Below are 23,377 nucleotides of genomic sequence, written 5' to 3' on the forward strand. Positions count from 1 at the left end.
CCGAAGCGGGGAATCGAACAGGAGCGGCAATGGCAATCGTCTTCATCACGGGCAGTACGGACGGTTTGGGCCGGGCAGCTGCCCAGTCTCTCCTCGAACAGGGCCACCAGGTGGTCCTGCACGCGCGATCAGCGGAACGTGCGGCGGCAATCGCCGGACTTGAATCGCATTCCGCGCGGGTCGTGATCGGCGACCTCAAGAGCGCCGCCCAGACCAGGCACGTGGCAGATCAGGTCAACGCAATCGGGCGAATGGACGCGGTCATCCACAACGCCGGGGTCTATACCGAGCGCAGCCGCGGCCCGACGCCCGAAGGCCACGCCACCACCCTGGCGGTCAACACGCTCGCGCCCTATTTGCTCACCGCCCTGATGAAACGCCCCGATCGCCTGGTCTATCTCAGCAGCGGACTACATCGCGGCGGAGAGGGATCGTTGAGCGATCTCGACTGGACAAGGCGAACCTGGGATCCGGCCAAGGCGTACGCGGAGAGCAAGCTGCACATGGTCGCGCTGGCCTTTGCCTTGGCGCGGCGTTGGCCGCAGGTGCTGAGCAACGCGGTCGATCCCGGCTGGGCGCGCACCAAAATGGGCGGTGCCGGAGCGCCGGTCGGCGTGGCCACCGGACGCAGACCTGGCTGGCGGTGAGCGACGATCCCGCCGCCCTGGTCAGCGGTCATTACTGGCATGACCTCCGGCGCCAAGAGCCGGCGCACGAAGCGACGGACCGCGATTTTCAGGAGAGACTTCTCGACAGACTGGGCGAGTTGACGGGGGTGGCGTTGCCTCCGGCGTAAAGGCATTTAGCCTTGCGTCACAGGTCTAGCAAAGTCTCTGCCGATTGGCGACGCTTCGGCGCAACATGATCGGATATGGAGACAGGCACGGGTGTGAGGTGGCCGACAACTGAGCGGTATCAGCCGCGAGCAGGCGAACTGCGCCCGGAAACTGTAATTGTCCGAACGACAAGGGCGATGCGTTTGTCGCGCGCGGCAGGTCTGATGAGGCCTGAACGTTCGAGTTCAACGAGGCCATGAAGCGCCGCCCCTGGCGTTTTCAACGCGATCGGGCAGAAGGCGACGTTAGAAGGCAGCCGTCGCCTCTGTTAACGGTCCCCGGCGGGCGTTGGCGAGACTGCAAGCTTCATCTCTCGACATCCTGACCGGCTTTGGCGACCACGTCGTCCCATGAAGGTCGCGACGTGAAGACTTCGGACAAGAACGCGATGAAGCTCGTCACATTGGGATTGCCGCGTCGACTTTCCGGCCAAAGTGCGGTGATGTTGGTCCTCGGAACGGCGAAATTCTGCAACACCGGCAAGAGCTCCTTTCGCCGCACGTAGGGTGCTGCGACGTAGGTGGGCGTAATGCCGATACCGCCACCCGACGCAATGGCCACGGCGACGGCATCGCTGACGTCGGTGATGATCCCGGCATCGGGAACGAGCTCGATCGAGCGGTCCCCGACGATCAAAGGCCACCGAAAAATCTGCCCCGAACTCTGGAAGCGAAAGTTTACGCAGTCATGATTGACCAGCTCGTGCGGGCTCATCGGCGTTCCGCGCCGAGCCAGATATTCCGGTGACGCGAATGCGCAGATGCGGTGAGGCGCGAGTTGCCGTGAGATCAGCCGAGAATCGGCAAGCTCGCCGACGCGGATCGCCACATCGATGCCCTCTTCAATAAGATCGACGAACTGATCGCCGAGCCGCAGGTCTATCGCAAGTTTTGGATAGCGACTGCGAAAGCGCGGCAACGCCGCGGCGAGAATATGGGTGCCGATCGGCAGAGGCGCTGCAATCCTCAAAACGCCAGAGGGCTCGGACCGCGCGGCAGATGCCGCCTGTTCGATCGCATCCGCTTCCCGCAAAAGGCGCAGTGTCCGCTCGTGCAGATCTCGGCCTTCCGAGGTCAAGGTCAGCGAGCGGGTGGTTCGGCTGAACAGGCGGAGGCCAAGACGCTGCTCCAGTCTTTGAACGCTTTTGCTGACGGCCGAAGGCGAGACGCCGAGAGCGCGAGCGGCGGCGGTATAGCTGCCAAGCGATCCGGAGCGGGCGAAGGCGATAAGTCCGGTCAGTCGGTCGAGGCTGATTTGTTCCATGGCGGCATAATAGAGCCGACAATGTGCCGGATTATCAAGCAAAATCGAGGCGTCTAGATTGAGTCCATCGGCCGCGCGTTGGGCGCTGCCCTTCGAAAGGACCGCCTTCATGACCGATTTGCCCTCCAGCTCTCTCAAGGACCAAACTGTCGTCATTTTCGGTGGTACGTCGGGAATTGGCCTTGCCGCGGCCCAACAGGCCCAAGCAGCCGGTGGCAAAGTCATCGTTATCGGGCTCGGTGCCGCGGGAGCTGAGCGGGTTGCCTCCGAGAATGGGTTCGCCGGTTGGCGCTCCGCCGATGTGACCAAACCTGAAACGATCGCCGCCGCACTAGCTGATATCCCCCACGTCGATCATCTCGTTCTGCTTGCCGGCAGTTTCGTCGCGGGCAAGATATTTGCGGCGGACGTCAATCATTTGCGCCGCGCTTTCGATGAGCGCATCTGGGCGGCTGTTCATGTCCTGCGCAGCCTCGGAAGCCGAATTGCCGCCGACGGATCAGTCACTTTCATTTCCGGAGCCTTGGCCGACCGACCAAACGCATACGGCACCGCCGTGCTTGCCGCCGCCTCGGCTGCTATGGAAGCCTTCGCCCGGGGCCTCGCCCTGGAATTGGCCCCGCTCCGCGTGAACACGTTGTCGCCTGGAACGATCGATACGCCTCTGCTCGCGCGCACACTTGGCGACGGCCGCGATGATTACGTGGCGGCTCTCAAGGACAAGCTGCCGCTGCACCGCCTTGGCACGGCGCAGGAAGCCGGAAACGCTGTGGTCTTCCTGATGAGCAACCGCTTCATGAATGGCGAGACGCTTCACATCGATGGCGGTGCCCGTCTCGTCTGATTATTTGATTATGGCTTGCGACATGCTTGCTGAATCCCGGCTTTGCGCAGCAGCGTTGCACGCTGCAGCGCGTCAGGAGGGGCAAAATAGACGTCGCAGGCGTGAACGAGCGAGGTCGTCATTGTTCGTTTCAGATCCTACGTCGTCGCGGCCAGCGTGACGAGCTTTGCGCACGCTTCAAGAAGCTGGAACGATCAAGTGCACACGCCTCAGAATTGAAAGCTCGACATCGCAGGCCTGCACACAACAGCTCGCCAATCCCACGGCTTGCGATTATGGCATCATGCTCCTGTTTTGCCCGACGAGTCAAATAGATTTCGTAAAATCGGAAGCTCGAAAAAAACCAATGCCAACAACGTGCCGGCTACTGTGCATGGGGTTGTTTTCGCGTTTTTTATTGTCCGCCCAAAGGTCCCGAACCGGCCCTGTCTCATCTCGCTAGAGCCGGGCGAGGCGCTCGCCTCAGCTGTCCACCTTCAGCGCGGCGATGAAGGCTTCCTGCGGGATGTCGACCTTGCCGAACTGCCGCATCTTCTTCTTGCCTTCCTTCTGCTTCTCCAGAAGTTTCCGTTTGCGCGTGATGTCGCCGCCGTAGCACTTTGCGGTGACGTCCTTGCGCAGCGCGCGGACCGTTTCGCGCGCGATCACCTTGCCGCCGATCGCCGCCTGGATCGGGATCTGGAACATGTGCGGCGGGATCAAATCCTTCATCTTCTCGACCATGGCGCGGCCGCGGCCTTCGGCGCGGGTGCGATGCACCAGCATCGAGAGTGCGTCGACCGGCTCGTTGTTGACCAGGATCTGCATCTTGACCAGATCGGCCGGCTTGTAGTCGGTGAGATGATAGTCGAACGAGGCGTAGCCCTTGGAGACCGACTTCAGGCGGTCGTAGAAGTCGAACACGACCTCGTTGAGCGGCAGATCGTATTTCACCATGGCGCGGGAGCCGACGTAAGTCAGCTCCTTCTGCGAGCCGCGGCGGTCCTGGCACAGCTTCAGCACGCTGCCGAGATATTCGTCGGGGGTGAGGATCGTGGCCTCGATCCAGGGCTCCTGGATCTCCGCGATCTTGACCACGTCAGGCATGTCGATGGGATTGTGGATCTCGATCTCGGTGCCGTCGTTGAGCTTCATCTTGTAGATGACGCTCGGCGCGGTCGCGATCAGATTGAGATCGAACTCGCGCGACAGCCGCTCCTGAATGATCTCCAGATGCAACAGACCGAGGAAGCCGCAGCGGAAGCCGAAGCCGAGTGCGGCCGAGGTTTCCATTTCGAACGAGAAGCTGGCGTCGTTGAGCCGCAGCTTGCCCATCGCGGCCCGCAGTGTTTCGAAGTCGTCGGCATCGACCGGGAATAGGCCGCAGAACACCACCGGGATCGCCGGCTTGAAGCCCGGCAGCATTTCGGTAACAGGCTTCCTGTCGTCGGTGATGGTGTCGCCGACGCGGGTGTCGGCGACTTCCTTGATCGCGGCGGTGATGAAGCCGATCTCGCCGGGGCCGAGCTCGTCGACCTGCGTCATCTTCGGCGTAAAGAAGCCGACGCGCTCGATGTCATAGGCAGCGCCCGTGCCCATCATGCGGACGCGGCTGCCCTTCTTCATGACGCCGTCGACGACGCGGATCAGCACGACCACGCCGAGATAGACGTCGTACCAGCTGTCGACCAGCAACGCCTTCAGCGTCGCATCGCGATCGCCCTTCGGCGGCGGCAGGCGCGTGACGATGGCCTCCAACACATCGGGCACGCCGAGGCCGGTCTTGGCCGAGATCATCACCGCGTCGGAGGCATCGATGCCGATGACGTCCTCGATCTGCTGCTTGACCTTCTCGGGCTCTGCGGCGGGAAGGTCGACCTTGTTCAGGACCGGGACGATCTCATGGTTGTTGTCGAGCGCCTGGTAGACGTTGGCGAGCGTCTGCGCTTCGACGCCTTGGCTGGCATCGACCACCAGCAGGGAACCCTCGCAGGCCGCCAGCGACCGCGAGACTTCGTAGGCGAAGTCGACATGGCCGGGCGTGTCCATCAGGTTGAAGATGTAATCCTTGCCGTCCTTGGCTTTGTACGCAAGGCGCACCGTCTGCGCCTTGATGGTGATGCCGCGCTCGCGCTCGATGTCCATGGAATCGAGCACCTGCTCCTTGCCCGCCATTTCCCGGTCGGTGAGGCCGCCGGTCATCTGGATCAGGCGATCGGCCAGCGTCGATTTGCCATGGTCGATATGGGCGACGATGGAGAAATTGCGGATGTTGGAAATGGGGACGGTCGTCATGGGCGCGGGATACCACTCACATCCCCGTGCGGCAACCATATTGCTGTAATTTCAGGGCCTTTGTTCACGCCAAGCTGATTCCACGAAGGCCCGAAACGCGCTACGCAACGCCTGATGTCCAGGCCCATGTCGACGACCTCGATCCCGTCTGCCCGAGCGCGCGCGAAGACCCGGGTGAGCTATGCCCGCTTTCGGGCCTGGCTGGTTGCCAGCGCGACCCGCCCCGAGGCGCGCCTCTGGCTGGTGATCCAGCTCGCCATCCTGCATGCGGTGCTCTGGACCTTCATCCTGATCAACCTCAAGGCAGCGCAGGACGTTCACATGGACGTCGCGGAAGCCTGGGGCTGGGGGCAGAAATTCCTCTGGGGCTATGGCAAGCACCCGCCGCTGTCGGGCTGGGTCGCCGGCCTCTGGTTCACGATGTTCCCGCCGACGGACTGGGCGACCTATGCGCTGGCGATGGCGACCGTCAGCACCGGTATGGTGATCTGCTGGCTGATCGCGCTGCGCGTCGTGGATGCGCGGCGCGCGTTCCTGGTCGTGGTGATGGTCGCGCTCTACCCGATCTTCAATTTCAAGGGCTTCAAGTACAATCCCGACCTGCTTCAGCTCGTCACTTTGCCGCTCCTCGTGCTCGCTTATCTCAATGCGTTCGAGAAGCGGAGCTGGCAATCCGGAGTCTTGCTCGGCCTTGCCGGCGCGCTGGCGCTGATGACCAAATATTGGGTGCTGACCATGATCGGCGCCATCGGGCTTGCCGCGCTGATCCATCCGGAGCGATTGAGTTTCCTGTCGTCACCGGCGCCATGGGTTGCGATCGCGACGATGGCGGTGGCGATGATCCCGCACATCGTCTGGCTGGCGGACGCGCATTTCGTGCCGCTGACCTATGCCGGCGACACCTACAGCCTCGAGGACAGCGGCCAGGTGCATCAGCTGGTGGCCGGCTATGCCCTGCACAATGTCGCGCTGCTGGCATTGCCGGTGGCGCTGGCCGCTCTGGCGATGGCGCTGGTGTCGCCTTGGTTCAGGCTGCTCCTGCGTGCGCCCTTGCGCATCGTCACGCGGGCCTGGGCGCGCGGCGCGAATGCGAGCGTGAACCTTTCGCAGGCGCGCAACGTCTGGCTCATTCAGATCATCGTCGCGGTCGGCCCCGCGCTCGGCGCGCTGGCCTTCAGCATCTACATGAAGACCGATTGGGGCATCTCGCTGTTCTTCCTGGTGCCGCTCGCGCTGGTCGCGATCCCGGCCTTGCGGGTGCAAAGTGCTGCGCTATTCAACATTGTCGCGATCTGGCTCGTGCTCAGCGTCGCCACGCTCATTGCCTCGCCCTGGATCGCCGCGCGCGAGATGGCGGCTAATGCCGGCAACACGGCGACCTATGGCGCGCGCTCGGATCTCGCGCGCGAGCTGACGCAGGCCTGGCACGCGCGCTTCGCCTCGCGCTGGGCGGTCGTTGCCGGCACCATGGAATCGATCCAGCCGATGGTGTTCTACAGCCCGGATCATCCGGCCGCGTTCACGCCGCTCGAAGCCTGGGGGTCCGGGTTGATTTCGCCCGATGACGTTAAGCGATACGGCTTCATCGGCGTGTTCGATCCGGCCGACGGTCGCCTGCCAGCGTTCGAGAAATGGGTGTCCGAGGTTGCGCCGAACGCCGAGCGCATCGTGATGACGACGCGCCGTTTCACCCACGGCAAAGCCGGTCCGTCGATGAGCTGGAACATCTACATCGCGCCGCCGAAGTGATCGAGGCGACGCCGCCTAAATCCCTTCCTCGTTGAATTTGCTTTCAACGAGTTCGGTGATCGCCGCCAGCGCGGCTTCGGCATCATCGCCGGACGCGGCGACCGTGATGGTGGTGCCGGGACCGGCGGCGAGCATCATCAGGCCCATGATCGAGGTGCCGCCGACGGTTTCGCCGCCGCGCGTCACCCAGACCTGCGCGCTGAAGCGCTCGACGGCCTGGACGAACTTTGCGGAGGCCCGCGCATGCAGGCCGCGCTTGTTGATGATCAGGAGGTCCTTGGAGATCGCGCCCGCGGGCACGCCCGTCCCGGCTTGCGGCGCCTCGTCGCTCATTTGCCGGCGAGGACGCGGCTGGCGATGGTGACGTATTTGCGACCCGCTTCCTGGGCCATCGCGATCGCGTCGGGGAGCGGACGCTCCTCGCGCACCTTGGCGAGCTTCACCAGCATGGGAAGGTTGATGCCCGCGAGCACTTCGACCTTCGGCCGGCTCATGCACGATATTGCCAGGTTGGACGGCGTGCCGCCGAACATGTCGGTGAGGATCGCGACGCCGTCGCCGGAATCGACGCGGTTAACCGCCTCGATGATGTCGCTTCGACAGAGATCGGAATCATCTTCGGCGCCGATCGTGATCGCTTCGATTTGCTTTTGTGGGCCCATGACATGTTCAAGCGCTGCCTTGAATTCGTCGGCAAGGCGCCCGTGGGTCACAAGTACTAGACCAATCATCGGAAAACTCCTCGCGGGCGCTTTTGGTGCACCGCACGAACGCGCCACTTTGACCATCCAGAGCCCCCGCGCAAGAGGGGATGTTGCGTATCTCCCTGAATCTAGACGGATGGATAAGGGGAGCTGCGCCGGTCTATTCGGTCGCGAGTGTGGGGTTCATATGGTTACCATTTCCCTTCAAACAATCGCCGGAAGGGTTAGCGGAAGATGAACTCTTGGTAGTGGTCAAGGCTGCAACAACCAGGGGGAGGGGCGAATAGTCACGGCCGATGGGGATTCGCGGTATTTCGACACCTAAAATGGCTGTTTTCAGGGATTCGGCCGGCGGCAGCCGCTCCGCATCCGCAGCGTCCAGATCGACCACGAGACCGACGGTCGCATGCTCCACGAAGTCGCAGCGGCGGATTCCCAGCCCCCGAATCTCGATCAGCCCGGCCAGGACCGGAGCGGGGCGGACCTCAATTTCCCGGCCGACTGTCGCCAGATGGACACGGTCATCACCGACCAGAACGGCCATTTCGAGCACGCCGCTGCGTCCCGCCATGATCAAATCAAAGGCAAGGCGCGACTTGCCGGAGCCCGAGGGCCCGCGGATCAGCACCGCCAGATCTCCAACCTTGACCGCCGAGGCGTGAATGCTAGGGCCGCCGTCGCTCATAGCGCCGGCAGCCTCACCACGAAGCGCGCGCCGACGACACTCGGCGCTCCGTCCTCGTCCGCCGGGCCGGGACGGTTCTCCGCCCAGATGCGTCCGCCATGCGCGTCGACGATCTGCTTGGAGATCGACAGGCCGAGGCCGGAATTCTGGCCAAAGCCCTGATGAGGGCGGTCGGTATAGAAGCGCTCGAAGATGCGCTCCAGCGCGTCATCGCGGATTCCGGGGCCGTCGTCGTCGACCACGATCTCGATCTCTCCGCGCACGCGGCGGCAGGTGAGACGCACCTTGTTGCCGGGTTCGGAGAAGGACTGTGCATTCGAGAGCAGGTTGGAGACTATCTGTCCGAGCCGCGAATCGTGGCCCGTCACGGCGAAATTATCGGTCGGGCCGCGGCCCTCGAAACGCATTTCGACAGCGACGTCATGGCCGAGCTTGGTTTCATTGGCGACGGAGACGAGCGTCGTCAGCAGGCGGCGCAGGTCGACCGGGATCGCATCCTGGCGCTGCAGTTCGGCATCGAGACGGCTGGCATCGGAGATGTCCGAGATCAGCCGGTCGAGCCGCTTGACGTCATGCTCGATCACCTCGAGCAGGCGCGCGCGGCTGTTCTCGTTGCGTGCCAGCGGCAACGTCTCGACCGCGGAGCGCAAAGAGGTCAGCGGGTTCTTCAATTCGTGCGCGACGTCGGCGGCGAACATCTCGATCGCTTCGATGCGGCTGTAGAGTGCACTGGTCATGTCGCGCAGCGCACCGGAGAGATGGCCGATCTCGTCGCGACGGCGGGTGAAGTCGGGAATCTCGACCCGGGTCCTGATCCGGCGGCGGATCAGCTCGGCGCTGTCGGCGAGCCGGCGGACCGGACCTGCGATCGTGCTGGCCAGCAGCAGCGACAGCATGATCATGACCGCTGCGGCGACGCCGCCCACCTTGAGGATGGCGAGGCGCTCGGCGGTGACCATCTGGTCGATGTCGTCGCCCTGCGTCGACAGCATCAGCGCGCCGTGGATGGCGCGCGAGCGCAGCACGGGGACCGCGACCGAGACGATCACCTCGCCGCGCGCATTGACCCGCACCATCGAGCGCTTCTGGCCCTGGAGCGCGTCGCCGACCTCCGCATAGCCATTGCCGTTCTCGGGTCCAAGCTCGCGATAGAGCGGCAGGTCGCCGCGATTGAGCCAAGTGCGGACCGCGACCATGCCGCGCTCGACGATGCCCGGCTTCTCGGCGGAGACTGACGGCAGGGGGAAGCGCACTACGGTCTCGAGGCTGCGGCTGTCCACCAGCAGGCTGCCGTTCGGGTCGTAGATGCGGGCGCGTGTCTTGGTCGGCGAGATCAGCGTGCGCAGCACCGGCGCCACGCGCTCCGGATTGATCGGAAAATCCAGCGAGGAATACTCGTCCGAGCCGCCATAGGTCTCGCCCGGCTTGAGGTCGAGCAACCGGTCGGGGTCGATGGTGATGGCATTGGTCTGCACCGTCGCGGAGGCGGCGATGGCGCCGGCGATGATCTCCGCCTGTACCAGCAGGCTCTGCGCGCGGGCGTCGATCAGGCCGGCGCGGAATTGCGACAGATAGAGGATACTCGCCACCAGCGCGACGAGGCCGGCGAGGTTGAGCGAGACGATGCGGCGGGTCAGGCTCGAAAAGGACAGCGCGAAGAAGAACTGCCCGGCGCGCTTCAGCCAGTTCAGCGGACGCCAGCCCCGCACGGCCGGCTTGTCCTCGGCCAATTGATCCGGAGCGCCGTGGGCGGTGACGTCCTCGGCGTTCTGGTTCTCGTCAGGCTGCGTTCGGTCAAGCAATGCTCACGCCCGCGTTAGGACAGCTCGTGCGAAGGTCCCCGCATCCTAGAGCCATCCCGGTCCCGATGGAATCAGAACCGGCGATGCTCTCAGTCTTTCGTGGAGGCGCGTGCGCCTCAGGCTTCCTTGAAGCGGTAGCCGACGCCGTAGAGCGTCTCGATCATCTCGAACTCGTTGTCGACCACCTTGAACTTCTTGCGCAGCCGCTTGATGTGACTGTCGATGGTGCGGTCGTCGACATAGACCTGGTCGTCATAGGCGGCGTCCATCAGCGCGTTGCGGCTCTTCACCACGCCGGGCCGGGTCGCGAGTGCCTGCAGGATCAGGAATTCGGTGACGGTCAGCGTCACCGGCTCGTTCTTCCAGGTGCAGGTGTGCCGTTCAGGATCCATGCGCAGCAGGCCGCGGTCGAGCGCCTTGGCGTCGTTCTCCTTCGGCGTGACGGTCGGGTCCTTCGGCGCCGAACGGCGCAGCACCGCCTTGACGCGCTCGACCAGCAGGCGCTGCGAGAATGGTTTGCGGATGAAGTCGTCGGCGCCCATCTTGAGGCCGAACAACTCGTCGATCTCTTCGTCCTTGGAGGTCAGGAAGATCACGGGCAGGTCGGATTTCTGCCGCAGCCGGCGCAACGTCTCCATGCCGTCCATGCGCGGCATCTTGATGTCGAGGATGGCAAGATCGGGCTGGGTGGTACGGAAACCGTCGAGCGCGGAGGCGCCGTCAGTATAGGTCATGATGCGATAGCCTTCGGCCTCCAGCGCGATCGAGACGGATGTGAGAATGTTGCGGTCGTCGTCGACCAAAGCGATTGTGGGCATGAGCCTCTGCTTTCTGCTTTCCGTTTGGGTCGTGGCTTGAAACGGCGAGCAATCCACTGATGCGCCGCATACATGGGTGCCGATGTTGGCAGTCGAACCTTGTCACCGAGCAATGCAAGCTAGGCTGAAGTGTGACCAAGTTCCACGAAACACGGCAGATTCGCCGCATCTCGACCCATAACCGGGCCCCGGTTTACCCGAAAAAAGGCCCTCCATGCAACCACCTGACCCGAGAAAGCCGATGCAACCGACCCCCGATTTCGATCCCGGAAAGCTCGCCAAATCGCTGCTGCGGCGGTCACGGCAGGGTGCCCTGGCGACGTTGATGGCCGGCAGCGGCGATCCCTATTGCTCCCTGGTCAATCTGGCCAGCCATCCGGATGGCTCTCCGATCCTGCTGATCTCGGGATTGGCGGTGCACACCAGGAACATCCTGGCCGACAGCCGGGTGTCCCTGATGCTGGACGAGCGGGCGGCGGGCGATCCGCTGGAAGGTGCCCGGATCATGCTGTCCGGTCATGCCGAGCCGGCCGATGCGGACAAGGATCTGCTCCAGCGACGGTATCTCAATGCCCATCCCTCAGCGGAAGCCTTTGTTTCTTTTAAGGATTTCTCTTTCTTTCGGATCCGACCCACGGGAACCCATCTGGTCGCGGGCTTCGGCCGGATCGTCGACCTCAAGCCGGAGCAATTCCTCACGGACCTCACGGGCGCCGAGGACTTGCTGGCGGCGGAGGAGGGCGCGGTGGAGCACATGAATGCCGACCACCGCGAGGCCATGGGCCTGTATGCAACAAAACTGCTGGGCGCTGCCGAGAGCGACTGGCGCTGCACCGGATGCGATCCGGAGGGCCTCGACATGCAGAACGGCCAGACCGCCTTGAGGCTGGACTTCCCGGAACGCGTGGCTGATGGCACGGCGCTGCGCAAGATGCTGGTTCGCCTCGCCGGCGAAGCGCGCGCCAGGATGGACCAGAGCGCAACACATTGAACGCTGCCGCCCGTCGCCGCGACCCAACTCCGTAATCGGTACCGTAACCGGTCGGAAGGCGGCGGCGAGAGCGTCATGGCAGAATGGAAGAGGCTGACGCTGGTCGCGGGTTTGACGCTCGCGATCACCGCATCGCTTGTCACGCCTAGCGTTGCCCAGACAAGCTCTGCTCCGAAAGGTCTCGCCGCGGAGAGCGCGCGCATCAACGCTCTGATGAGCGCTGGCAGATATTCGGAAGCACTGCCTTTGGCGCAAGGCATGGTCGCGAGCCTGGAGAAGAGCGACACCGGTCGCGAACTCTCCGCCGCGCTGAACAACCTCGGCCAGGTTCATGCCGGTCAGGGCCACGACGATCTGGCCGAGCCGCTCTACAAGCGCGCCATCATGTTGATGGAAAAGTCGCTCGGTCTCGAAACCCCGCTGCTTGGAGCCGAACTGAGCAATCTCGCCGCGCTCTACCAGCGGCAGAGCCGCTATGCCGAGGCCGAACCGCTGTTCAGGCGCGCGCTCGCCGTTCGCGAGAAGGGGCTGTCGCGCGAGCATCCCGATGTCGGCCAGTCCCTCAACAATCTCGCCACGCTCCATGTGAAGCAGCAGCACTATGCGAATGCCGAGCCGCTGTTTCAGCGGGCGCTCGTGATCTACCAGAAGGCCGGCGGCCCCGAGCATCCGGCGGTGGCCACGGTCCTGAACAATCTCGGCCAGGTCTATCGCGATCTCAACCGCGATGCGGACGCGGAAGCGCCGATCGAGCGCTCGCTCGCGATCCGCGAGAAGGTGCTGGGACCGGATCATCCCGACGTTGCCCGCTCGCTGAACAATCTCGCCGGCCTCTACGAGCACCAGCAGCGCTATGCGGACGCCGAGCGGCTCTACCGCCGGGCGCTGCTCATCCGCGAAAATGCGCTCGGGCCCGATCATCCCGACGTCATGACCTCGACCAGCAATCTCGCTTATTTCCTCTACGTGGCCGGGCACACCGCGGACGCATTGCCGTTCGCGGAAAGGACGCTTCGGGGCGATCGCGCGCAGTTGCGCGTCGTGTTGCCGGTCCTGTTCGCCGCACGCCAGCAAGATCTGCTGCCCGGCGACAAGGCGCTGGACCAGGCCCTCGCCGCGATCCAGCGCGGCACGCAATCCTCCGCCGCATCCGCCGTAAACAAGCTCGCGGTTCGGCTTGCTGCCGGCAGCGACCGGCTCGCCGAACTGGTGCGCCGGGACCAGGACCTCGCGGCTGAGTCCGAGGCGCTCGACAAGGCGATCGTCACCGCGGTGTCGAAGCCATCTGCGCAGCGCTATCTCGCAGCCGAGCAGCGCAGCCGCGTGCGGATTGCAACGATTGCCAACGAGCGTGCGGGCTTGCAGAAGACTCTCGCGGTCGAGTTTCCCGACTACGCGTCGCTCTCCAATCCCCTGCCGTTGACGGCAAAGGACATTCAGCGGCTGCTGTCGGCGGACGAGGCGATGGTGCTCTACTCCGTCGTCGACAAGCAAAGCTATGTCATCGCGATCACGCGCGAGGGCGTCGGCTGGAGGGCGATTCCACTCGGCGCGGATGCGCTGACGCAGAAGGTGACGGCATTCCGCAAGGGACTCGACGTCGGCAAAGCGCGCGATGCCTCCGGCAAATCCGGATTGTTCGATCTCGCACTCGCCAACGAGCTCCATGTCGCGCTGCTCGGTCCGGTCGAGGCGTTGACAAAGGACAAGCGCAGCCTGCTGGTGGTGCCGTCGGCTGCGCTGACCGCCTTGCCGTTTCATCTGCTCGTCACCGAGAAGCCGCAGGCTGCGATCCCCGACACGCTCGAAGGCTATCGCGGCGCCGCCTGGCTGCTGCGGCGCCAGGCCGTCTCGGTGCTGCCGTCGGTGGTCAGCCTGAAATCGCTGCGGGCCTTCGCCCGTCGGGACCAAAGCGTGAAGCCGATGACCGGCTTTGGCGATCCCGTGTTCAATCCCGCGCTGGAAGCGCCCGCCGAGCGGCGCGCCGCGAGCGGCAAGGTCGTCGCGCGCAGCATCGCGACCATTGCCTATAGCGACTTCTGGCGCGGTGCCGGCGTCGATCGCGCGCGACTTGCGCAGGCGCTGCCGCAGCTGCCCGACACCGCCGATGAGTTGAACGCGGTGGCCAGGGATGTCGGGGCTGCCGAGGCCGATATCCATCTCGGCCGCGACGCCAGCGAAACGACGCTGAAGCGTGCAGCGCTTGCTCAATACGGCATCATCTACTTTGCCACCCACGGCCTCGTTGCCGGCGACATCAAGGGACTGGGTGAGCCCTCGCTCGCGCTCTCCATTCCTGATGAGCCCACGGAGCTCGACGACGGTCTGCTCACTGCGAGTGAAGTCGCCCAGCTCAAGCTCAACGCGGATTGGGTTGTGCTCTCGGCCTGCAACACCATCGCAGGCGACAAGCCCGGCGCCGAGGCCCTGTCGGGACTGGCGCGCTCGTTCTTCTATGCCGGTGCGCGTGCGCTGCTGGTCTCGCATTGGGCCGTTGATTCGGAAGCTGCCACCCGCTTGACCACATCGACTTTCGAGCTGCTCAAAAACGAACCAAAGATCGGCCGTGCCGAAGCTTTGCGCCGCGCAATGTTAACCTATGTTGACGACACCTCGTCACCGCGCAACGCATACCCCGCGATGTGGGGCCCGTTCGCGCTGATCGGCGAAGGCGCGGTACGATAGGATGGCGCGGAAGATTGTGCGGCGCAGCAACCTCGTAGAACGCCGAAACGCGCATTTGGTTGCGCGATCATTGTTGATTTTTTGATGCGCCTGCTCAGAGCTGACATGCGCGACGTTTGGCGCGGTCCTTGAATAAACCAAATCCTAAGGGATCAGCTTGGCAACGCCAGCGTTCATCAGTATTAGGTCGTTCCAACCGAGGCCGGACGGCCTGTAATCACGGTGACCGCGGCGGCGCCAAGCATGATCGCGCTGATTGGGTTCTAGGAGGATTTTTCGTGCAAGAGACGGGCGTGCGCAACGGTGCCTTCGGCGCCGACAAATTCGGCTTAAAGAATCTCAAGCAGGTTCACTGGAACCTCGGTGCGCCGCAACTCTATCAATACGCGCTCTCCGCGGGCGAGGCGGTGCTGTCGGCCGATGGCGCGCTCTGCGCCGACACCGGCGAGTTCACCGGCCGCAGCCCCAAGGACAAATTCACGGTGCGTGACGCCACCACCGACAAGAAGATGTGGTGGGCCGGCAACCAGTCGATCACCGCAGAGCAGTTCGAGACGCTCTACCAGGACTTCCTCAAGCATGCCGAAGGCAAGTCGCTGTTCGCACAGGACCTCTATGGCGGCGCCGATCCGGCTTATCGCATCAAGACCCGCGTCTTCACCGAGCTCGCCTGGCACTCGCTGTTCATCCGCACGCTGCTGATCCGTCCCGAGGCGGTCGAGTTGTCGAGCTTCACGCCGGAGCTCACCATTATCGACATGCCGAGCTTCCGCGCCGATCCGAAGCGCCATGGCTGCAAGTCGGAGAACGTCGTCGCGATCGATTTCGCCCGCAAGATCGTGCTGATCGGCGGGTCTTATTATGCCGGCGAGATGAAGAAGTCGGTCTTCACCACGCTGAACTACTATCTCCCCGAGCGCGGCGTGATGCCGATGCATTGCTCGGCCAATGTCGGCGCCAAGGGCGATGCCGCGATCTTCTTCGGCCTGTCCGGCACCGGCAAGACCACGCTGTCAGCCGATCCGAACCGCACGCTGATCGGCGATGACGAGCACGGCTGGGGCCCGAACGGCGTCTTCAACTTCGAAGGCGGCTGCTACGCCAAATGCATCAAGCTGTCGCAGGAAGCCGAGCCCGAGATCTATGCCGCCTCGACGCGTTTCGGCGCGGTGCTTGAGAATTGCGTGCTCGACGAAGACACTCGCGTGGTCGACTTCGACGACGGCTCCAAGACCGAGAACACGCGCTCGGCCTATCCGCTCGAATTCATCCCGAACGCCTCGCGCACCGGCCGCGCACCGCAGCCCAAGAACGTGGTGATGCTCGCCGCCGACGCCTTCGGCGTGCTGCCGCCGATCGCCAAGCTCTCGCCGGCGCAGGCGATGTATCACTTCCTCTCGGGCTACACCGCGAAGGTCGCGGGCACCGAGCGCGGTCTCGGCAACGAACCGCAGCCGGAATTCTCGACCTGCTTCGGTTCGCCCTTCCTGCCGCTCGATCCCAGCGTCTACGGCAACATGCTGCGCGACCTGATCGCCCAGCACAATGTCGACTGCTGGCTGGTCAACACGGGGTGGACCGGCGGCAAGTACGGCACCGGCTCGCGCATGCCGATCAAGGTGACGCGCGCGCTGCTCACCGCTGCGCTCGACGGCTCGCTTCGCAACGTCGAATTCCGAACCGACAAATATTTCGGCTTCGCGGTCCCGACCGCGCTGCCGGGCGTGCCGAGCGAGATCCTCAACCCGGTCAACACCTGGAAGGACAAGGACGAGTTCGACAAGACCGCCCGCGCGCTGGTCGGCATGTTCCAGAAGAACTTTGCCAAGTTTGAAGCCCAGGTGGACGCCGAGGTCCGCGCCGCCGCGCCGGACGTGAAGCTCGCGGCGGAGTAAGTTTGTTCTGTCTTTATCGCAAAGGGCGGCCGTGAGGCCGCCCTTTTTGTTTGTGCGATATCTCTCCACTCGTCATTGCGAGCGTAGCGAAGCAATCCAGAATCCCTCCGCGGAAACAGTCTGGATTGCTTCGCTGCGCTCGCAATGACGAACTTGCGGAAGCAGCTACGCCTTGAAATAGGCGATCTGCGTCGTGGTCGCGAGCAGTCTTCCGTTCGGCGACCACAGCTCGGCGTTCTGGTCGGCGTAGCTCTTGTGCATGATCTTTGAATCTGCGGTCGCCAGCACGCGGGTGATGTCCTCGGCGGCGAGCTCTTCGGCGTCGGTGTGGAAATATGTCGTCAGCGACACCGTGCCGAACGGCACGAGTTCGCGCCGTGCGTGGAAGATGCGGCCGAAGAAGGCGTCCGACATCGATATCAGCGCCGGCATGTCGAGCTTGCGCGGCTCGCGATCACTGATCCAAAGCTTTGAGTAAGTGCTGGCGAGCTCGGACTTGGGCGGGCCGATCCGCATCTCGCCCTCGACGAAGCGGAATTCATATTGGTTGGCCCAGGACGCCGCGATCTTCGGGAACGGCATCGTCTCTTCGAACGGCTTTGCATCAGGATATTGCGCCACCCTGTGCTCCCAGGACGGCCGGCGTTCGGCGAACACGGCGGTGGCGAGCGTTGCGACCTCGCCGCCGCCTTGCGACAGTTCGACGCTCCAGTGCTGGCTGGAGCGATTGGCCTTCACCAGCCGCACGTCCAGATCGAACGGCCCCTTCGCGATCGGTGCGCAGTAATTGACGGTGAGCGCCAGCGGATCGCCGGCGCGTTGCGGATGCTCGATCAGCGCACGCAGGACGGTCGCAGCCGTGACGCCGCCGAACGGGCCGACAAAGGCCCAGTAATCGTCGCTGGTGTGTCCCTGCCAACTGGAGTCGCCGGCGGTGACGCGGGTGGCGTCGTCGAAAGGGTGCGGGAGCTTGGCGTGCATTGTTTGATCCGGCGTTCAATGACGGACGTCATATCACGTCCGCCGCCGGCTTGTGCAATTACCTCGTGGGTAACCGATTTCACGCCGCGGAAATTCAGCCCGCGACGTCGCGCAAGGTCGGCAGCAACGGCGTGGTCGGATTCACCGGCACGTTCCAGATCTCCTCGGCATATTCGCGGATGGTGCGGTCGGAGGAGAACCACGCCATGCGCGCGACGTTGAGGATGGAGGCGCGGGTCCAGGCCGGCGCCACCTGCCAGCGCGCATCGACGCTGCGTTGCGCCTCGTAATAGGAATCGAAATCGGCGCTGACCATGTAATGGTCGAGATAACGCAGCGCGTGCGCGATCGATTCGAAGCGGCCGGGATCGCCGGGCGAAAACTCGCCGACGCCGATGGCATTGATGGCGCGCTGGAGCTTCGGCGAATTGCGGATCACGTCAGAGGCGTCCAGCCCCTGCTTGCGCCGGATCATCACGTCGCCGGCTTCCATGCCGAAGATCGCGATGTTCTCCGCGCCGACATGGTCGCGGATCTCGATGTTGGCGCCGTCGAGCGTGCCGATGGTGAGGGCGCCGTTCAGCGACAGCTTCATGTTGCCGGTGCCGGAGGCTTCCATGCCGGCCGTCGAGATCTGCTCGGAGAGGTCGGCCGCGGGAATGATCACTTCGGCGAGGCTGACATTGTAGTCGGGCAGGAAGATGACCTTGAGCTTGCCGCCGATCGCGGGATCGTTGTTGACGACTTCGGCGACGTCGTTGATCAGCTTGATGATCAGCTTGGCGTAGCGGTAGCTCGCCGCAGCCTTGCCCGCAAAGATCTTCACCCGCGGCACCCAATTGCCGTTGGGATCGTCCTTGATCGCCTGGTACAGCGCGACCGTCTCGATGACGTTGAGAAGCTGGCGCTTGTATTCGTGGATGCGCTTGATCTGCACGTCGAACAGCGCGGTCGGATCGACCTTGATACCGAGCCGCTCGCCGATCAGGCGCGCCAGCGCGGTCTTGTTGTGAAGCTTGACTGCGCGGAACTTCTTTTGGAATTCGACGTCGCTGGCGCGGGCCTCGATCAGGCTGAGCTGCGTCGGGTCGTCGAGCACGGCATCGCCGCAGGTCTCGCGCAACAGATCGGTCAGCTTCGGGTTCGCCAGCATCAGCCAGCGACGGAAGGTGATGCCGTTTGTCTTGTTGGTGATGCGGCCGGGGTAGAGATGGTTGAGATCGTGGAACACGGTCTCGCGCATCAGGTCCGAATGCATCGCCGAGACGCCGTTGATGCGGTGCGAGCCGACGAAGGCGAGCTGGCCCATGCGCACGCGCCGCCCGCTCCTCTCGTCGATCAGCGAGACCGATGCGCGAAAGTCGATGTCGCCGGGCGCGCGCGCCTCGGCGAGCGCGAGATGCTGCACGTTGATGCGGTAGATGATCTCGAGATGCCGCGGCAACAGCCGTTCGAACAGCTCGACCGGCCAGGTCTCCAGCGCCTCGGGCAGCAGGGTGTGGTTGGTGTAGGACAGCGTGGCGACCGTGATCTTCCAGGCCTCGTCCCAGCGGAAATTGTGATCGTCGATCAGGATCCGCATCAGCTCGGTGACGGCCAAGCTCGGATGGGTGTCGTTGAGCTGCACCGCGACCTTGCTCGACAGGCTGCGGAGCTGGCCGTCGGATGCAAGGTGCCGCTTGATCAGGTCCTGCAGCGAAGCCGAGACGAAGAAATATTCCTGGCGCAGGCGCAGCTCGCGGCCCGCAGGGCTCTCGTCGTTCGGGTAGAGGAATTTACAGATCGCTTCCGCGCGCGACTGCTCGGCGCTGGCGCTGACATAGTCGCCGGTGTTGAAGGCGTCGAGCTTCAACGGATCGGGCGAGCGCGCCGACCACAGCCGCAGCGCGTTGACGTGCTGGCCGCGCCAGCCGACGATCGGCGTGTCATAGGCCATCGCCTGCACGGTCTCGGACGGATGCCAGATCGCGCGATCGCGGCCCTTGTCGTCGACATGCTCGACACCGCCGCCGAAGCGAATGTCGTAGATCACTTCGGGCCGCTGCAATTCCCAGGGGTTGCCGAAACCGAGCCATTCGTCCGGATATTCCTGCTGCCAGCCCTGATTGATGATCTGGCGGAACAGGCCGTAATCATAACGGATGCCGTAGCCGATCGCGGGGATCGACAGCGTCGCCATGCTCTCCATGAAGCAGGCGGCAAGCCGTCCGAGCCCGCCATTACCGAGCGCCGCGTCCGGCTCGCATTTGCGCAGCTCAGGCAAGGAGACGCCGAGATCGCCGAGCGCGACCTCGAAGATCTTCAGCAGCCCCATATTGTTCAGCGCGTCGCTGAAGAGGCGACCGATCAGGAATTCGAGCGAGAGATAATAGACGCGCTTGCGCCCTGCATCGTAGCTGTGTTTCTCGGCTGTGAGCCAGCGATGCACGATGCGGTCGCGCAACGCCAGCGCCGCGGCCTGATACCAGTCGTGCTTGGTGGCCATGCCCGCATCCTTGCCGATGGCAAGGCGCAGCTTCGCCAGGATCGCGCCCTTGATCTCAGCCAGCGCGAGTTCGTCGATGGGCTGGTTGGGAGCGGGAAAATTGGGCTGGAACGATGAATCTTGCAAAGTCGTCACTTCCTGGTCGCGAGAACACTACTGACCCTACGCATCTTGCCTGTGCACCGGAACCGTCGCTGGTGCGACCGTGCACTGCGCTGGCGTAAAATTATGCAAGGAACGGGCCGATTTGGGAACCCGGACGCATACGGGGAAACGTGGATTTGGTGGTAGAATGGCGGCCAATTCAGCCATCAGTGTGGAGGAGACGTGCATGAACCCTCTGATGAGACCCGTGATGCGACGACTGATCGAAATCGCAGCGGCCACGTTCCTCGTCGTCTGCATCACCGCGTCCAGCGCCGCCTTCGCCGCCGGCAAGATCGGCCGCAGCGCCGATGGCCTGAGCTGCGCCGTCACGCTTCCGCAAAACGCATCCCCCGCCGCCCGCTGCGCCGCCATCAAGCGCCAATGCGGCGGCAAGTTTTATGCGAGCGCGTGCGGGGATAAGTTGATGTCGGCGATGTGAGGCTGGTCGCGCGCTACAAAAACGGTGTCGTCCCGGCGAAGGCCGGGACCCATAACCACCGCAGTCAGAGAAGATGAGACAGGTCGCGCCAGTCCGGATTTTCCTGCTCTATCAGACAAATCTTCCAGTCGCGGTGCCATTCCTTCAGCGCTTTCTCACGTGCGATTGCTTCGCATGGAGTTGCGTATGTCTCGACATAGACGAGCCGCGTCACGCCGTACTTGCTGACGAACTTCGAGCCGCGTCCCGAACGATGTAGTGACAATCGAATGCCCAAGTCGTTGCAGATGCCGATATATAGCGTGCCGTACCGTCGGCTCGCGAGAATGTAGACGTAGTACGCGGCTGGTGCATTCATCGCTGGGCACCGATTCTGAAAACGTCTGGCAACGGTGGTTATGGGTCCCGGCCTTCGCCGGGACGACAAGCATCAGAACAAATTAAGAACACTTTAGCAAGTCTTTGATATATCATTGTGATTCGGCACATTGCCGACACAATATCTAGCGTCCGCCAGACTTCGCGAGGACTACATGTCCACCATTGCCTTTGATCAATTTGCCCTCACCAGGATCGCCGATTTCGCGCGCTCGCTGTCGCGGCTGCATCAGGCGGCGCGGCGCTACGCGGTCGACGACGACCAGTTCGACCGCGAGTTCAACGCGGTGTGCCAGTCGATCTGGGGCTACACCATCGACGACGTCAGCGACGATCTGTTTTCGGCCGAGGACCATTTGTTTCTCGACACGCTGGACGAAGCGCATGCGCGCATCTTCGCAGCCGAGCAGGGTTATGACCTCGTCGACGATCAAGGCATGCTCACCGACTGGTGGGGTTTTTGCTGGATGATTTTAGCCGAGAAGCGCGGCCTGCTCACGGCAGACAACCGCGCCGCCGCGCGCGCGGCGATCGAGGAGAAATATCTGGCGGCGCCGAACGTGATCGGCGTGATCATCGGGAGGTAATCCACCATCCTCTGTCATTGCGAGGAGCTCTTGCGACGAAGCAATCCAGAGTGCCTCCACGAAGGCAGACTGGATTGCCTCGCTTCCGCCTTCGCTCTTCGAGCTTCGGCGGACAAGTCGCTCGCAATGACGGCTTGGCTACAGACGAGCCCGAGCTAATCCAGCCCCGCCCGCTTCGCCGGCTTCTGCGTCTTCGGCACGGTCACGTCGGGTAGCGTCTCGCGCACGATCTCCGCGGCGGGGCCATCCGCCGCCACCGTCTCGGCGCGCACCGGCGCCACCTTCATCTCGCCGAGCCGCGCGCGGACCTGCGCGGTGAGACCAGGATAGGAGGCGACCGGGGTGAAGTCCGCGGCCTGGTCGTTGCCGACGCGGATGCCGGTACAGGCGACGAGGCCATCGCTGGTGGCGATCACGTCGCCGGGCTTTAGCGAGGAGTCCAGCGCCAGATCGACCGGCGCGAGGCCGACCGGCTCGCGGCCATTGCAGGTGCAGTCGGCGCGTAGCGCCTTGCGATAGGCGAACGCATTCTCGCTATCGGCATAGCGCTCGCCGCTCTGCGACGCCGCGCCGTCGATCGAGGAGCCGAAATAGATTTTTGTCGCGCTCGCAGGACAGAAGGCCTGACACATCTGCGCGGGCGAGGTGAGGCCGCGCATCAGCGGAAAATATTTGCCGTCGCAGCTGCGCACGCAGAACGCCGGTCCCGAGCCGCCGGCCGCGGCCGAACGTGTCGGCGGCACGTATTGCGGGCTTGCGGCATTCTGCTGGCCGGTGAAGGGGTCGGCGTAGGAGCTCGCCTGCTGCGGCACCTCACGCTGGGGCCGCTGCTGCTGCTGCATTCCGCCGAAGAAGAAGTCGAACAGGCCTTCGGCCGAAACCGGGGCCGGAGCTGCAAGCAGCGGCGTTGCCAATGTGGCGGCTGCGAGCATCGCGCGACGCCGCCGGCGCGCATGGGACATGATTGTACGCAAACGCTTACTCCACCCGACGCTACCCAACCGGCCGGGACCATCAGGTCTCAGCACATGATTCACCATAAGGCGGGATGGTAAATGAGCGGTTGAGGGGGGAGCGGTGTCGCCGGACGGGGTGGACCTCGTCATGGCCCGGTCTGTCCCGGCCATCCACGGTCTCTGGTGCGGCAAAGACGTGGATGCCCGGGTCAAGCCCGGGCACGACGGCGGAAAACGTCTAGCCGCTCAAGCCTTCAAGAACTCCGACGCCTTGTACAGCGAGCGGAATGGCAGCCCGGCCGCGCCAAAGGTGTCGTCGGCGCCTTCCTCGCGGTCGACCATGGTCAGCACCAGCACCACTTCAGCGCCGGTCTCGCGCACCGCTTCCACCGCCTTCATCGCCGAGCCGCCGGTGGTGGTGACATCCTCGACGATCACGACGCGCTTGCCCTCCAGCGTCTCGCCCCTGGGCAGCCCCTCGATCGCGAGCTTGGCGCCATGCTCCTTCGGCTTCTTGCGCACGAAGAAGGCCGCGATGGGATGGCCCTTGATCCAGGAGATCTGCGCCAGCGCCCCGGCCAGCGGCACCGCGCCCATCTCGAGCCCGCCGATGAAATCGAGCTGGTCGTCCTTCAGCGCTTCATAGGTCAGCTCGGCGAGCAGGGTCGCGCCCTCCGGGTCGAGCATGGTCGGCTTGAGGTTGAAGTAGAAGTCGCTCTTGCGGCCCGACGCGAGCGTCACCTCGCCGCGGCCGAAGGAGCGCCGGCGGATGATCTCGAACAGGCGGGCGCGGGAGGCTGATTTAGACACGGCGGGCCCTCGGGAGCGTTTTTGGAGGTGGCGGAATTTATCCGCGAC

General features: G+C 63.9%; 19 protein-coding genes and 2 pseudogenes. 8 read left to right on the forward strand and 13 right to left on the reverse strand.

All coding sequences use genetic code 11. The features are described from left to right. The first annotated feature begins 29 nt into the window (after positions 1-29). Positions 30-796 (forward strand): annotated as a pseudogene (locus AC0L3P_RS28415) (SDR family NAD(P)-dependent oxidoreductase). Between the two features lie 119 nt (positions 797-915). On the opposite strand, the pseudogene AC0L3P_RS28420 reads toward AC0L3P_RS28415, so the two are convergent. Next, positions 916-1,065, reverse strand: a pseudogene (locus AC0L3P_RS28420) (TetR family transcriptional regulator); the annotation flags it as partial. 77 nt (positions 1,066-1,142) lie between these two features. Then, complete coding sequence (locus tag AC0L3P_RS28425) at positions 1,143-2,099, reverse strand: LysR substrate-binding domain-containing protein (RefSeq protein ID WP_275172945.1); 957 nt, start codon at positions 2,097-2,099, stop codon at positions 1,143-1,145. Between the two features lie 109 nt (positions 2,100-2,208). On the opposite strand from AC0L3P_RS28425, the gene AC0L3P_RS28430 reads away from it, so the two are divergent. Next, a complete protein-coding gene (locus AC0L3P_RS28430; RefSeq protein ID WP_354206221.1) occupies positions 2,209-2,943 on the forward strand; it encodes an SDR family oxidoreductase in 735 nt (244 codons plus the stop codon). A gap of 462 nt (positions 2,944-3,405) precedes the next feature. On the opposite strand, the gene lepA is transcribed toward AC0L3P_RS28430, so the two are convergent. Further along, positions 3,406-5,217, reverse strand: coding sequence for a translation elongation factor 4 (gene lepA, locus AC0L3P_RS28435; protein ID WP_354206223.1), 1,812 nt, complete (start codon positions 5,215-5,217; stop codon positions 3,406-3,408). 126 nt (positions 5,218-5,343) lie between these two features. Between lepA and AC0L3P_RS28440 the strand changes: the two genes are divergently transcribed. Beyond that, positions 5,344-6,966 carry a glycosyltransferase family 39 protein gene (locus tag AC0L3P_RS28440; protein ID WP_473307112.1) on the forward strand — a complete coding sequence of 541 codons (1,623 nt, stop codon included), beginning with the start codon at positions 5,344-5,346 and terminating at the stop codon, positions 6,964-6,966. A 15-nt stretch (positions 6,967-6,981) separates the two neighbouring features. Here the strand turns inward: AC0L3P_RS28440 and AC0L3P_RS28445 are convergent, their stop codons facing one another. The 5 genes from AC0L3P_RS28445 to AC0L3P_RS28465 form a co-directional block, all read right to left on the reverse strand. Continuing rightward, positions 6,982-7,299 carry an HPr family phosphocarrier protein gene (locus tag AC0L3P_RS28445; RefSeq protein WP_018460059.1) on the reverse strand — a complete coding sequence of 106 codons (318 nt, stop codon included), beginning with the start codon at positions 7,297-7,299 and terminating at the stop codon, positions 6,982-6,984. Beyond that, positions 7,296-7,697 carry a PTS sugar transporter subunit IIA gene (locus AC0L3P_RS28450; RefSeq protein ID WP_007597752.1) on the reverse strand — a complete coding sequence of 134 codons (402 nt, stop codon included), beginning with the start codon at positions 7,695-7,697 and terminating at the stop codon, positions 7,296-7,298. Before AC0L3P_RS28450 ends, AC0L3P_RS28445 begins: the two co-directional genes overlap by 4 nt. A 133-nt stretch (positions 7,698-7,830) precedes the next feature. Then, on the reverse strand, positions 7,831-8,355 hold the full coding sequence (locus AC0L3P_RS28455; RefSeq protein ID WP_473307084.1) for an HPr kinase/phosphorylase: 525 nt from the start codon (positions 8,353-8,355) through the stop codon (positions 7,831-7,833). After that, complete coding sequence (locus AC0L3P_RS28460) at positions 8,352-10,157, reverse strand: stimulus-sensing domain-containing protein (protein ID WP_473307086.1); 1,806 nt, start codon at positions 10,155-10,157, stop codon at positions 8,352-8,354. Before AC0L3P_RS28460 ends, AC0L3P_RS28455 begins: the two co-directional genes overlap by 4 nt. Positions 10,158-10,273: 116 nt before the next feature. Continuing rightward, complete coding sequence (locus tag AC0L3P_RS28465; RefSeq protein ID WP_007597749.1) at positions 10,274-10,975, reverse strand: response regulator transcription factor; 702 nt, start codon at positions 10,973-10,975, stop codon at positions 10,274-10,276. A gap of 241 nt (positions 10,976-11,216) precedes the next feature. On the opposite strand from AC0L3P_RS28465, the gene AC0L3P_RS28470 reads away from it, so the two are divergent. The 3 genes from AC0L3P_RS28470 (at position 11,217) to AC0L3P_RS28480 (ending at position 16,546) form a co-directional block, all read left to right on the forward strand. Then, entirely contained in the window at positions 11,217-11,966 is a 750-nt protein-coding gene (locus AC0L3P_RS28470) for a HugZ family pyridoxamine 5'-phosphate oxidase (RefSeq protein WP_473307088.1), read from the forward strand. Between the two features lie 75 nt (positions 11,967-12,041). After that, entirely contained in the window at positions 12,042-14,651 is a 2,610-nt protein-coding gene (locus AC0L3P_RS28475) for a CHAT domain-containing protein (RefSeq protein WP_473307090.1), read from the forward strand. Between the two features lie 278 nt (positions 14,652-14,929). Beyond that, on the forward strand, positions 14,930-16,546 hold the full coding sequence (locus AC0L3P_RS28480; RefSeq protein WP_354206230.1) for a phosphoenolpyruvate carboxykinase: 1,617 nt from the start codon (positions 14,930-14,932) through the stop codon (positions 16,544-16,546). Between the two features lie 165 nt (positions 16,547-16,711). Here the strand turns inward: AC0L3P_RS28480 and AC0L3P_RS28485 are convergent, their stop codons facing one another. Both AC0L3P_RS28485 and AC0L3P_RS28490 read right to left on the reverse strand, forming a co-directional pair. Continuing rightward, positions 16,712-17,527, reverse strand: a complete 816-nt coding sequence (locus tag AC0L3P_RS28485; RefSeq protein ID WP_473307092.1) for an acyl-CoA thioesterase — start codon at positions 17,525-17,527, stop codon at positions 16,712-16,714. Between the two features lie 94 nt (positions 17,528-17,621). Then, positions 17,622-20,138, reverse strand: coding sequence for a glycogen/starch/alpha-glucan phosphorylase (locus AC0L3P_RS28490; RefSeq protein WP_473307114.1), 2,517 nt, complete (start codon positions 20,136-20,138; stop codon positions 17,622-17,624). 229 nt (positions 20,139-20,367) lie between these two features. Here AC0L3P_RS28490 and AC0L3P_RS28495 point away from each other — a divergent pair, with 229 nt between their 5' ends. After that, a complete protein-coding gene (locus tag AC0L3P_RS28495; protein WP_473307094.1) occupies positions 20,368-20,598 on the forward strand; it encodes a hypothetical protein in 231 nt (76 codons plus the stop codon). Between the two features lie 64 nt (positions 20,599-20,662). Here the strand turns inward: AC0L3P_RS28495 and AC0L3P_RS28500 are convergent, their stop codons facing one another. Beyond that, on the reverse strand, positions 20,663-20,956 hold the full coding sequence (locus AC0L3P_RS28500) for a GIY-YIG nuclease family protein (protein ID WP_473307096.1): 294 nt from the start codon (positions 20,954-20,956) through the stop codon (positions 20,663-20,665). 175 nt (positions 20,957-21,131) lie between these two features. Here AC0L3P_RS28500 and AC0L3P_RS28505 point away from each other — a divergent pair, with 175 nt between their 5' ends. Then, positions 21,132-21,563, forward strand: coding sequence for a hypothetical protein (locus AC0L3P_RS28505; RefSeq protein WP_027514353.1), 432 nt, complete (start codon positions 21,132-21,134; stop codon positions 21,561-21,563). A 155-nt stretch (positions 21,564-21,718) separates the two neighbouring features. Here AC0L3P_RS28505 and AC0L3P_RS28510 read toward each other — a convergent pair whose 3' ends face one another. Then, complete coding sequence (locus AC0L3P_RS28510; protein ID WP_473307098.1) at positions 21,719-22,495, reverse strand: DUF2865 domain-containing protein; 777 nt, start codon at positions 22,493-22,495, stop codon at positions 21,719-21,721. Between the two features lie 270 nt (positions 22,496-22,765). Next, complete coding sequence (gene pyrE / locus AC0L3P_RS28515) at positions 22,766-23,329, reverse strand: orotate phosphoribosyltransferase (protein WP_018460046.1); 564 nt, start codon at positions 23,327-23,329, stop codon at positions 22,766-22,768. Between the last annotated feature and the right edge of the window lie 48 nt (positions 23,330-23,377).

It is taken from the genome of Bradyrhizobium sp. WSM4874 (assembly GCF_055811835.1).

Excerpts from the sequence above, each read along its gene's own strand:
- AC0L3P_RS28430 (WP_354206221.1), top strand. The coding sequence starts at position 2,209 with ATGACCGATTTGCCCTCCAGCTCTCTCAAGGACCAAACTGTCGTCATT.
- AC0L3P_RS28510 (WP_473307098.1), bottom strand. The coding sequence starts at position 22,495 with ATGCTCGCAGCCGCCACATTGGCAACGCCGCTGCTTGCAGCTCCGGCC.
- AC0L3P_RS28495 (WP_473307094.1), top strand. The coding sequence starts at position 20,368 with ATGCGACGACTGATCGAAATCGCAGCGGCCACGTTCCTCGTCGTCTGC.
- AC0L3P_RS28445 (WP_018460059.1), bottom strand. The coding sequence starts at position 7,299 with ATGAGCGACGAGGCGCCGCAAGCCGGGACGGGCGTGCCCGCGGGCGCG.
- AC0L3P_RS28470 (WP_473307088.1), top strand. The coding sequence starts at position 11,217 with ATGCAACCGACCCCCGATTTCGATCCCGGAAAGCTCGCCAAATCGCTG.
- AC0L3P_RS28465 (WP_007597749.1), bottom strand. The coding sequence starts at position 10,975 with ATGCCCACAATCGCTTTGGTCGACGACGACCGCAACATTCTCACATCC.
- AC0L3P_RS28450 (WP_007597752.1), bottom strand. The coding sequence starts at position 7,697 with ATGATTGGTCTAGTACTTGTGACCCACGGGCGCCTTGCCGACGAATTC.
- AC0L3P_RS28485 (WP_473307092.1), bottom strand. The coding sequence starts at position 17,527 with ATGCACGCCAAGCTCCCGCACCCTTTCGACGACGCCACCCGCGTCACC.
- AC0L3P_RS28440 (WP_473307112.1), top strand. The coding sequence starts at position 5,344 with ATGTCGACGACCTCGATCCCGTCTGCCCGAGCGCGCGCGAAGACCCGG.
- lepA (WP_354206223.1), bottom strand. The coding sequence starts at position 5,217 with ATGACGACCGTCCCCATTTCCAACATCCGCAATTTCTCCATCGTCGCC.
- AC0L3P_RS28455 (WP_473307084.1), bottom strand. The coding sequence starts at position 8,355 with ATGAGCGACGGCGGCCCTAGCATTCACGCCTCGGCGGTCAAGGTTGGA.
- AC0L3P_RS28425 (WP_275172945.1), bottom strand. The coding sequence starts at position 2,099 with ATGGAACAAATCAGCCTCGACCGACTGACCGGACTTATCGCCTTCGCC.
- AC0L3P_RS28500 (WP_473307096.1), bottom strand. The coding sequence starts at position 20,956 with ATGAATGCACCAGCCGCGTACTACGTCTACATTCTCGCGAGCCGACGG.
- AC0L3P_RS28505 (WP_027514353.1), top strand. The coding sequence starts at position 21,132 with ATGTCCACCATTGCCTTTGATCAATTTGCCCTCACCAGGATCGCCGAT.
- AC0L3P_RS28475 (WP_473307090.1), top strand. The coding sequence starts at position 12,042 with ATGGCAGAATGGAAGAGGCTGACGCTGGTCGCGGGTTTGACGCTCGCG.